Genomic DNA, 12,108 nt, shown 5'->3' with positions numbered 1-12,108 from the left:
CGGTCCTTGCGCAGAACCGGTACGAACGCCGAGTCCTCGACGCAGTCCTGCCCCATCGCGGACAACACCCCGTCCGGGCCGAGCTCCAGGTATGTGGTCACGCCCTGGTCCTGGAGAGCGCGCATTCCGTCGAGGAAGCGGACCGCCTCGCGGACGTGGCGTACCCAGTAGTCCGCCGAGCAGATCTCCTCGTCAGACACGACCCGACCGGACACGTTCGAAACGATGGCGGTCTGCGGGGCGTGGAAGGTCAACGTCTCCGCGACCGCGCGGAAGTCGTCCAGCATCGCGTCCATGCGGGGCGAATGGAACGCATGACTGACCCGCAGACGCTTGGTCTTACGGCCCTCGGCCTCGAAATGCGCGGCGATCGTCAGCACTGCGTCCTCATCGCCGGAAACCACCGTCGAGGAGGGCCCGTTGAGCGCTGCAATGGATGCGCCGTCGGTCAGCAGCGGCAGAACCTCGTCCTCGGCTGCCTGGAGGGACACCATCGCCCCGCCCGCCGGCAAGGCCTGCATCAGGCGACCACGAGCCGCCACCAACTTGGCCGCGTCCTCCAGCGACAGCACCCCGGCCACATGTGCGGCCGACAGCTCACCGATGGAGTGACCCAGCAGACAGTCCGGCTTCACACCCCACGCCGACACCAGGCGATACAGCGCCACTTCGAGCGCGAACAGACCGGCCTGCGTGAACTGCGTCTGATCCAGCAGCTCACCACCCTCGAACACGACATCCCGGATCGGCTGATCCAGATGCCGGTCCAGCTCCGCACACACCGCATCGAACGCATCCGCGAACACCGGATACGCCTCATACAACTCACGGCCCATACCCGACCGCTGCGCACCCTGACCCGAGAACAGCACCGCCGACCGGCCCTCGACGACCTCGCCCCGCACGGTCCGGTCTCCGATCAGCACCGCACGGTGCTCCAACGCCGCCCGCGTGGTCGCCAACGAGAGCCCGACATCCACCGGCTCCCGATCCCCGGCGAACCCCGACAACCGCTCCACCTGCGCCGACAAACCCGCCTCGGACTTCGCCGACACCACCCACGGAACCACAGGCAGCACGACACCAGCCCCCGTGTCCACCACGGCTTCGGTCTCCGGCGCCTGCTCCAGGACCACGTGTGCGTTCGTGCCACTGATCCCGAACGACGACACCGCGGCCCGCCGCGCCTCGCCCGTCTGCGGCCACGCCACCGAGTCCGTCAGCAACTCCACCGAGCCTGCCGACCAGTCCACCTGCGACGACGGCTCATCCACATGCAGCGTCCGCGGCACCACACCGTGCCGCATCGCCATCACCATCTTGATGACCCCGGCCACACCCGCGGCGGACTGCGTGTGACCGATGTTGGACTTGATGGAACCGAGCAGCAGGGGCCGGTCGTCGGGCCGCTCCTGCCCATACGTCGCCAGCAGCGCCTGCGCCTCGATCGGGTCACCCAGCCGCGTGCCCGTACCGTGGCCCTCCACGACGTCCACCTGGTTGGGTGACAGCCTGGCACTGGCCAGCGCCTGGCTGATCACGCGCTGCTGCGCGGGACCGTTCGGCGCAGTGAGACCGTTCGACGCACCGTCCTGGTTCACCGCCGAGCCCCGTACCACCGCGAGCACCCGGTGGCCGTTGCGCTGCGCGTCGGACAGCCGCTCCAACAGGAGCATGCCCACGCCCTCGCCCCAGCCGGTGCCGTCCGCGGCCTCGGCGAACGCCTTGCACCGGCCGTTGGCCGCGAGGCCTCGCTGCCGGGAGAACTCGACGAAGACACCGGGGTTGGACATGACGGTGACGCCGCCTGCCAGTGCCTGCGTGCACTCGCCGGACCGCAGCGCCTGGATCGCCCAGTGCATGGCGACGAGCGACGACGAGCACGCCGTGTCCACCGTCACCGCCGGGCCTTCGAGCCCCAGGGTGTACGAGACCCGGCCCGACAGCACCGAGGTGACGTCCCCGGTCAGCGCGTGCCCGTCCGAGCCGGGCGACGCGGCCATGCCGATGCCGTAGCCCTGGGTGGAGGCGCCGATGAACACCCCCGTACGGCTGCCGCGCACGGAGAGCGGGTCCATACCGGCACGCTCGAACGCCTCCCACGACGTCTCGAGCAGCAGACGCTGCTGGGGGTCCATCGCCAGTGCCTCGCGCGGCGAGATCCCGAAGAGGCCCGGGTCGAAGTCGGCGGCGTCGTAGAGGAATCCGCCCTCGTTCGCGTACGAAGTGCCGGGGTGCGCGAGTTCGGGGTCCGGGTCGTACAGCTTCTCGAGGTCCCAGCCACGGTCCGCGGGGAACCCCGCGATGGCGTCGCCCCCTGCGGCCACCAGGTCCCACAGCTGCTCCGGGGAGCGCACATCGCCCGGATAACGGCAGCTCATCGCGACGATAGCGATGGGATCGGCTTCGCCCGACTCGACATGGCGAAGTCGCTGGCGAGTCTGCTGGAGCTCGCCGACCACCTTGGTCAGGTACTCGCGCAGCTTCTCTTCGTCAGCCATCAGTACATCGCTCCCGTGAGTCGTACAGGAAAATTCATGCTTGCCACGTCAAGAGATCCCGAGGTCGTTGTCGATCAGGTCGAACAACTCCTCGTTCGTCGCGGACTCGTAGCGCTCGGCGCTGCTGTCCCGGTCGGTCGGCCCGTTCGCCCCGTTGAGCTTGGACAGCAGGGATTCCAGGCGCATGACCACGCGCATCCGGCCGATGTCGTCGTGCGCGCGGTCGGCGAGGGCCTGTTCCAGACGGTCGAGTTCCTCGCCGGCCGGCAGATCGCCTTCCGCGTCCTGCAGGATTTCCGCCTGCAGATGGCGCGCGAGCGCGGCCGGCGTCGGGTGGTCGAAGACGGACGTCGCCGGAAGACGCAGCCCCGTCGCGGTGTTGAGCCGATTGCGCAGTTCGACCGCGGTGAGCGAGTCGAAACCGAGTTCCCTGAAGGCCCGGCCCGCTTCGACTGCCTTGGGCGTCGAATGCCCGAGCACGGTCGCCGCGTGGCCGCGCACCAGCTCCAGCAGGAGCTGTGCCCGGTCGGCCTCGGAGAGCACCGTGAGCTCCGCTCCCAGGGCCAGAGCTGTGTCCGTCCCACCGACCGGCTCCGCCGCCGTCTCCCCGAGGACCGCTGCCACCTGCGGGATGTCGGCGATCAGGGGGCGGGGGCGCGCCATGGTGAAGATCGGCGCAAAGCGTTCCCAGTCGACGTCGGCGACCACCACGGTGGTGTCGTCGTGATCAAGGGCCTGCCGGAGCGCGGCGATGCCCGACGCGGGCTGGATGAGACGTACGCCCTGCCGGTCGAGGAGGATCTTGGCGTCCTCGCTCACCATTCCGCCGCCGGCCCACGGCCCCCAGGCCACGGACAGGGCCGGCACGCCCTCGGCGCGCCGCTGTTCGGCGAGCGCGTCGGCGAAGGCGTTGGCAGCCGCATAGGCCCCGTGGTCCCCGACACCCCATACGGCCGAAACCGACGAGAAGTAGATGACCGCGTCGAGGTTCTCGTGGTCGATCAGTTCATCGAGGTGCCTGGCTCCGGCGACCTTCGCGGCGGCGATGTCCGCGAACACGTCGTCGTCCGTCGCCGCCAGCGGGGCGAGCCTGCCGACGCCTGCGGCGTGCACGACGGTGCGCACCGCGTCGCCGGCGGACGACAACCGCTCCAGCAGACCGGCTACGGCGGCCCGGTCGGTCACGTCACACGCTGCGACGGTGACCCTGCTGCCCAGCTTCTCCAGCTCGGCCACCAGGTCGGTGACTCCAGGGGCCTTGTCACCGCTACGGCTCATGAGGACGACGTGCTCGGCTCCGTCCGTCGCCAGCCAGCGTGCGACGTGCCCGCCCAGCGCACCGGTGCCGCCGGTGACGAGCGCGGTGCCGGACGGCTTCCAGGACCGCGCGGGCGCTGCCTCGCCCGGTGGCGCGGGCAGCACACGTCGGGCGAGCACCCCCGTGCCGCGTACGGCCAGCTGGTCCTCGCCATTCGTGCCCGCGAGGACGGCCACCAGTCGCTCCAGAGCGCGGGCGTCCACCTCTTCCGGCAGGTCGACGAGGCCGCCCCACACCTTGGGGTGTTCCAGCGAGGCCACCCGTCCCAGGCCCCAGGCCTGCGCCTGCACCGGCCGGGCGAGGACGTCCGACCGCCGGACGGACACGGCTGTCCGGGTGGCGCACCAGAGCGGTGACTCCAGCTCCAGCCAGGTCATCGCCCGCAGAAGGGACAGAACGGCGAACGAACCGGACGGAAGCATGCTGTGCACGGGGTGGGGCCGCTCGTCGAAGGACAGCAACGACAGCACACCGGAGAGGCTTCCGTGCTCGTCGATGGTCGCCCGCAGCCGTTCACCGATCGTGGTGACGTCGTCCGGTCCGCCGTCCACGGGCAGAACCACGACATGGGCCCCGTGCCCGCTCAGAGACGCCACGCAGTCCGCGACGACCGGCTCATCGGTGATCCCCGCTGGGACCGCGAGCACCCAGACACCTGTGAGCACGGGTTCGGCCGTGTCCTCCACGGGCTTCCAGGTCACGCGGTAGCGCCAGGAACCGACGGACAGGCTCTCGCTGCGATTGCGGTGCCACTGGGACAGGGCGGGCATCATGCTCGCGAGGGACGGCGTGCCGGTCTCCCCGACGTCGAGCGTCCTGGCCAGGGTGTCGACGTCACCGCGAGCGACGACGTCCCAGAACTCGGCGTCGATCGGATTCCGCGCGCCGGCAGGTCCGGCGACCGGGGCGAGCGGAGCGCTCGGCCAGTACCGCTCGTGCTGGAAGGCGTAGGTCGGGAGGTCGACGCGGCGGGCCCCGGTGCCCGCGAAGTACGCCGCCCAGTCGACGGACCGCCCGCGTACGTGGAGTTCCGCAAGGGCGGTGACAAGGGTCAGAGCCTCGTCGCGGTCCTTTCGCAGGGCCGGCACGAACGCCGAGTCCTCGACGCAGTCCTGCCCCATCGCGGACAGCACCCCGTCGGGGCCCAGCTCCAGGAACGTCGTGACGCCATGGTCCTGGAGAGACCGCATCCCGTCGAGAAAACGGACCGCCTCACGGACATGGCGCACCCAGTAGTCCGCCGAGCACATCTCGTCGCCCGACACCACCAGACCGGACACATTCGAAACGACGGAGATCTGCGGGGCATGGAAGGTCAGCGTCTCCGCGACCGCACGGAAGTCGTCGAGCATGGCGTCCATGCGGGGCGAGTGGAACGCATGACTGACCCGCAGACGCTTGGTCTTACGACCCTCCGCCTCGAAGTGCGCGGCGATCGCCAGAACAGCATCCTCGTCACCCGAAATCACCGTCGAGGAGGAGCCGTTGAGCGCGGCTACGTCGACGCCGTCGGTCAGCAGCGGCAGGACTTCGTCCTCCGTTGCCTGGAGGGAGACCATGGCCCCGCCCGCCGGCAACGCCTGCATCAGACGACCACGAGCCGCCACCAGCCTGGCAGCGTCCTCCAGCGACAGCACCCCGGCCACATGCGCGGCCGACAGCTCACCGATCGAGTGACCCAGCAGGTAATCGGGCTTGACGCCCCAGGCCGTCACCAGTCGGAACAGCGCAACTTCGAGAGCGAACAGACCGGCCTGCGTGAACTGCGTCTGATCCAGCAGCTCACCACCCTCGAACACCACATCCCGGATCGGCTGATCCAGATGCCGGTCCAGCTCAGCACACACCGCATCGAACGCATCCGCGAACACAGGGTAGGACCCGTACAACTCACGGCCCATACCGGACCGCTGCGCACCCTGGCCCGAGAACAGCACACCGGTGAGCCCTGACGAGACCCTGCCCCGGACCGTCAGGTCACCGATGGCCACGGCACGGTGCTCCAGCACCGCACGTGACGTCACCAACGAGAACCCGACATCCACCGGATTCCGGTCCGCGGCGAACTCCGAAAGCCGCTCCACCTGAGCGACCAGCGCCTCGGACGTCTTCGCCGACACCACCCACGGCACCACCGGCAATGACGGCACCACCGCATCCACGGCGTCCTGCGTCGCCTCGCTCGCCGGAGCCTGTTCCAGAATCACATGCGCGTTCGTGCCGCTGACGCCGAACGACGACACCGCGGCGCGCCGTGCCTCGCCCGTCTCCGGCCAGTCGGCACGGTCCCGCAGCAGCTCGACCGCTCCGGTGGACCAGTCGACGTGCGTGGACGGTTCGTCGACGTGCAGAGTGCGGGGCAGCACGCCGTGCCGCATCGCCATCACCATCTTGATGACCCCGGCCACACCCGCGGCAGCCTGCGTATGACCGATGTTCGACTTGATCGAGCCCAGCAGCAGCGGCCGTTCGTCCGACCGTTCCTGCCCGTATGTCGCCAGCAGCGCCTGCGCCTCGATCGGATCGCCCAGCGTCGTACCCGTGCCGTGTCCGTCGACCGCGTCGACCTGGGCCGGCTCCAGGCCCGCCGAGGCGAGTGCCTGCCGGATGACCCGCTGCTGGGCCGGACCGTTCGGCGCCGTCAGGCCGTTGGAGGCACCGTCCTGGTTGACGGCGGAACCCCGGACGACGGCCAGGACCTCGTGGCCGTTGCGCCGCGCATCGGACAGCCGCTCCAGGAGCAGCATCCCGACGCCCTCGCCCCAGCCCGTGCCGTCCGCCGCGTCGGCGAAGGACTTGCAGCGGCCGTCGGAAGCCAGCGCTCCCTGCCTGCTGAACTCCACGAACGCCGCCGGCGTCGACATGACGGTCACTCCGCCGGCCAGCGCCAGCGAGCACTCCCCCGCCCGCAGGGCCTGCGTCGCCAGGTGCAGGGCGACGAGTGAGGACGAGCACGCCGTGTCGACGGTGACCGCCGGCCCTTCGAGTCCGAAGGTGTACGAGAGCCGGCCCGAGACGACACTGGCGGCATTGCTGGTGGCCAGCGAGCCCGATCCGGCGTCCGGAGAGCCGAGGAGGACCGTGGCGTAGTCCTGTCCGTTGGTCCCCGTGAACACGCTGGTCCGGGTGCCTCGCACGGAGTCGGGGCTGATGCCGGCGCGCTCGAAGGTCTCCCACGAGGTCTCGAGCAGCAGCCGCTGCTGCGGGTCCATCGCCAGCGCCTCACGCGGCGAGATTCCGAAGAAGCCGGCGTCGAAGTCGGTGGCGTCGTGGACGAAGCCGCCTTCGTCCCAGTAGGTGGTACCGGGGCGTTGGCGGTCCTCGCTGAACAGCCGGCCGAGGTCCCAGCCCCGGTCGGCGGGGAAGTCCGCGATGGCGTCCCGGCCGTCGGCGACCAGGTCCCACAGGTCGTCGGGGGATCGGACACCGCCCGGGTAGCGGCAGCTCATGCCGACGATCGCGACGGGGTCGTCGTCACTGCCGAGACGCGCGGGGGCAAGGGTGGAGGCGGGCGCGGGGGCCTCGGTACTCGCGCCGCCGAGCAGCGGCATCAGGAGGCTCGAGGTGATGTGGGCCGGTGTCGGGTGGTCGAACACGAGGGTCGTGGGCAGGTCAAGCCCGGTCGCCCTGTTCAGCCGGTTCCGGAGCTCGACGGCGGTCAGGGAGTCGAAGCCCAGCTCCCGGAAGGCCCGGTCGGCGGGTACCGCTTCGGCCGAGGGGTGGCCGAGTACGGCTGCGGCCTCGTCCCTGACCATGGCGAGCAGTTCCCGCTCGCGTTCGGCCTCGGAGAGGCCGGCCAGCCTGGCGCGCAGCAGCGCCGAGGCGCCTGCCGCGCTGTCGCCGCCCCCGGACGCGTCGCTCCGCAGAGCTTCGGCTGCTTCCGGGATGTCGCCGATCAGCGGCCTGGGGTGCGCCAGGGTGAAAGCGGGCGCGAACAAGGACCAGTCGATGTCCGCGACGGCCAGACACGTCTCGCCGGTCTCGACCGCCCGTACGAGCGCGCCCACGGCCAGCTCCGGGTCCATGCCCGTGAGCCCCCGGCGGGCCAGCATGTCCTCGGCCGCGCTGTCGGCCATGCCTCCGCCGGACCAGCCGCCCCAGGCGACCGACGTGGCGGGGAGCCCACGGCTGCGCCTGTGCTCGGCCAGGCCGTCCAGGTACGCGTTGCCCGCCGCGTAGGCGCCCTGTCCGGCGGCGCCCCACACTCCGGCGCCCGAGGCGAACAGGATGAACGCGTCGAGCGTCCCGTCCGAGTCCGACCCGAAGAGGCTGTCGAGGTTCGCGGCGCCGGCCACCTTGGCGGCCAGGGCGTCCGCGACGTCCGCGGGATCCGATTCGGCGAGCCCGGCCGTCACGGTCACCCCGGCGGCGTGGACGACCGTCCCGATGGGCCGGCCGTCGGCCTCCTGCACCCGGTCCACGAGAGCTGCGAGCGCGTCCCGGTCGGCGACGTCGCAGGCGGCGATCGTCACCCGGGCTCCCAGGGCGGCGAGTTCGTCGTGCAGCGCGAGGGCGCCTTCGGCGGCGGGTCCGCGCCGGCCGGTGAGCACGAGGTGCTCCACGCCCTCGCGGGCCAGGTGGCGCGCGACGTGCGCACCCAGCGCACCCGTCCCGCCGGTGATGAGGGCGGTGCCGTGCGGGTTCCACGGTGTGGAGGCCGCGGGTCCCTGTGCGCGTACGAGCCGGCGCCCGAAGACGCCGCCCTGCCGCAGGGCGACCTGGTCCTCTCCGACGGGCCCGGCCAGCACGCCACGCATGCGTGCCCACGCCCTTGAGTCGAGGGTGCCGGGATCCGCCGGGAGATCGACGAGTCCGCCCCAGCGCTCGGGGCGCTCCAGGCCGAGCACCCGGCCCAGGCCCCAGGTCAGTGACTGAACGGCGCCCGAGGGGGCCTCGGACCGCCCGATGGACACCGCTCCGCGCGTCACACACCACAGAGGCAGGTCATCCTCCAGGTCCGTCATGGCCTGGATCAGCGACAGCAGGGCGCAGAGTCCGCCCGGCAGCACCGGGTGGCTGCGGTCCGCCTCCTCGTCCAGCGCGAGCAGCGACACGACCCCGGCGAGCGGGCCGCTGTCGGCAAGCACGTCGTTCAGGGCGCGGGCGACCGTGGCACGGTCGTTCCCGTCAGCGCCGATCAGGAGCCGCTCGACGTCGGCTCCGCCGGCCGCCAGCTCGCGCTCGACCGCGGTCACCGTTTCGTCCCCGGCCAGGTCCGCGGGGACGGCGAGGAGCCAGGTTCCGGCCGGACCGGCCGTGGAGGCGACCGTCAGCGGCTTCCAGGTGACGCGGTAGCGCCAGGAGTCGACCGTCGACTCGTCCCTGTGCCGCCGCCGCCACGACGACAGGACGGGGAGCAGGTCTGCGAGCGAGGACCGCATGTCGTCCTCGACGCCGAGTGCCTCGGCCAGGACCTGTGGGTCGCCGCCGTCGACGGCCTCCCAGAAGCGGGCCTGAGCGGGGTCCTGGGCCGCGAGCGAGTCGGGGCCGCCCGGCAGGTGGGGCATCGGCTGCGGCCAGTACTCCTGGTGCTGGAAGACATACGTCGGCAGGTCGACCCGGCGGGCTGCGGTGCCCTCGAAGTAGGAGGCCCAGTCGACGTACGCGCCGCGCACGTGCACTTCCGCGACCGCCTGGAGCAGTGCCTGCGGCTCGTCCCTGTTGAGGCGCAGGGCGGGGACGCAGGCGTGGCCCTCGCCGTCCAGGCACTTCTGTGCCATGCCGGACAGCACGCTGCCGGGGCCGAGTTCGAGGAACGTCGCGGCGCCCTGCTCCTGAAGGCTCCGCACACCGTCGTGGAAGCGGACCGGCCGGCGGAGGTGACGTACCCAGTACTCCGGGTCGGCGAGCTCACCGGGATCCGCGAGCCGGCCGGTGACGGTGGAGACGATGGCGATAACCGCCGGGTGAAAGGTCAGCCCTGCGGCGACCGCACGGTACTCGTCGAGCAGTTCGTCCGTGTGAGGGGAGTGGAAAGCGTGGCTGACGCGCAGCCGCTTCGTCTTACGGCCCTCCGCCTCGAAGTGTGCGGCGATCGCCAGCGCGGCGTCCTCGTCGCCCGAGACCACCGTCGAGAACTGTCCGTTGAGCGCGGCGATCGACACTCCGTCGGTCAGCAGCGGAAGGACTTCTTCCTCGGTGGCCTCGACGGACACCATGGCACCGTCGTCCCGCATGGCCTGCGTCAGGCGGCCCCGGGCGGCGACCAGTGTCGCCGCGTCCTTCAGCGAGAGCACGCCCGCCACGTGGGCTGCGGCCAGTTCGCCGAAGGAGTGCCCCATCAGGAAGTCGGGGGTGACGCCCCACGACGAGACCAGCCGGAAGAGCGCGACCTCGACGGCGAAGACTCCGGGCTGTGTGTAGCGGGTCTGGTCCAGCAGGTCACCCTCGTCGAACACGACATCGCGGAGCGGCCGGTCGAGATGGGTGTCCAGTTCAGCGCATACGGCGTCGAAGGCGTCCTGGAACTTCGGATATGCCTCGTAGAGCTCGCGGCCCATGCCCTGCCACTGCGACCCCTGGCCCGGGAACAGCACAGCCAGCCGGCCGTCTCCCGCCGAGCCCTGCACCACACCTGAGGACGGTCGTCCGGCCGCCAGCGCGTTCAGTCCGTCGAGCAGCCCGTCGCGGCCTTCCGCGAGGACCACCGCGCGCCGGGCGAGTGCCGCCCGGCCGGTGGCCAGGGAGTAGCCGACGTCCAGTGCACCGGACGCGTTCGCCCCCACCCCGTCCATGTGACCGGCGAGTGCGACCGCCTGTGCCTCGAGCGCGCCGGGGCCGTCCGCGGCCGAGAGCAGCCACGGCACGACGGCCGGAGGCCTGCCGGCCGGTGTGTCTCCGCTCTCCGCGGCAGGGGCGGGCGGTTGCTCGATGATGACGTGGGCGTTGGTGCCGCTGACACCGAAGGACGACACGCCGACGCGCCGTGGCTCACCCGTCTCGGGCCACTCCCGCTGCTCGGTCAGCAGCTCGACGTCCCCGGACTCCCAGTCCACCTGAGGCGTCGGCTCATCCACGTGCAACGTCTGCGGCAGCACACCGTGCCGCATCGCCATCACCATCTTGATGATCCCGGCCACACCGGCAGCAGCCTGCGTATGACCGATGTTCGACTTCAACGACCCCAGCCACAAAGGCCGCCCCTCCGGACGCCCCTGCCCGTACGTCGCCAACAGCGCCTGCGCCTCGATCGGATCACCCAGCGTCGTACCCGTACCGTGCGCCTCCACGGCGTCGATTCGCTCAGGTGCCAGTCGTGCGTTGGCCAGTGCCTGCCGGATGACGCGCTGCTGGGACGGTCCGTTGGGCGCCGTCAGACCGCTGCTGGCGCCGTCCTGGTTGACGGCGGAGCCGCGTACGACGGCCAGCACGTCGTGTCCCAGCCGGAGTGCGTCGGACAGCCGCTCCACCACGAGGACACCGGCGCCCTCGGCCCAGCCGGTGCCGTCAGCGCTCGCGGCGAAGGACTTGCAGCGGCCGTCGAAGGACAGACCGCGCTGGCGTGAGAAGTCCACGAACGTGCCGGGGGTCGCCATCACGCTCACCCCGCCGGCCAGGGCCATGGTGCACTCGCCCGACCGCAGCGCCTGCACCGCGAAGTGCAGGGCGACCAGGGAGGAGGAGCACGCGGTGTCGACGGTCACGGAGGGCCCTTCCAGACCCAGCGTGTACGACACCCGGCCCGACAGGACGCTGCCCGAGTTACCCGTGCCCAGGTACCCCTCCACACCGTCGGGGAGGGAGTGCAGCGTGCTGATGTAGTCGTGGTACATCAGACCGGCGAACACGCCCGTCCTGCTGCCCTTCAGCGACGTCGGGTCGATCCCCGCGCGTTCGCACGCCTCCCACGAGACCTCGAGGAGCAGGCGCTGCTGCGGGTCCATCGCCAGCGCCTCACGGGGCGAGATGCCGAAGAAGCCGGGGTCGAACTCCCCTGCGTCGTGCAGGAATCCGCCCTGGCGCACGTAGGACGTACCGGACCGGTTCGGGTCCGTGTCGAAGACTCCGTCGATGTCCCAGCCACGGTTGGTGGGGAAAGGCGATATGCCGTCCCCGCCCGTCGCGACGAGGTCCCACAGCTTCTCGGGGCTCGTCACCCCGCCCGGGTACCGGCAGCTCATGCCCACGATCGCGATGGGCTCCCGCTCCCGGTCCTCCATGTCCCGCAGCCGACGGCGAGTCTCGCGCAGGTCCGCCGTGGCCCGCTTGAGGTAGTCGAGGAACTTCTCCTCGTTCGCCATGGGGTGTCACTCCTTGCAAAAGGGTCGATCGGGAAAGGGGGCGGGCGGG

The 12,108-nt window shown here is 71.1% G+C and carries 2 protein-coding genes; both read right to left on the bottom strand.

The genetic code is table 11. The features are described 5' to 3' along the window. Window positions 1-2,504 (bottom strand): type I polyketide synthase (locus tag BFF76_RS00210; protein WP_420877194.1); only part of this gene is annotated, 2,504 nt, incomplete at its 3' end. A gap of 45 nt (window positions 2,505-2,549) precedes the next feature. Further along, window positions 2,550-12,059, bottom strand: coding sequence for a type I polyketide synthase (locus tag BFF76_RS00205; protein WP_079122281.1), 9,510 nt, complete (start codon window positions 12,057-12,059; stop codon window positions 2,550-2,552). Between the last annotated feature and the right edge of the window lie 49 nt (window positions 12,060-12,108).

This window comes from Streptomyces mutomycini (assembly GCF_001700505.1).
In the GTDB taxonomy this organism is placed as follows: Bacteria; Actinomycetota; Actinomycetes; order Streptomycetales; family Streptomycetaceae; genus Streptomyces; species Streptomyces mutomycini.
The sequence above is the reverse complement of the archived record's forward strand: the minus strand, read 5'-3'. Positions and strand labels throughout refer to the sequence as shown.

What these genes read in the sequence shown, in the direction of transcription:
- BFF76_RS00205 (WP_079122281.1), bottom strand. Translation starts at nt 12,059, where the DNA reads ATGGCGAACGAGGAGAAGTTCCTCGACTACCTCAAGCGGGCCACGGCG.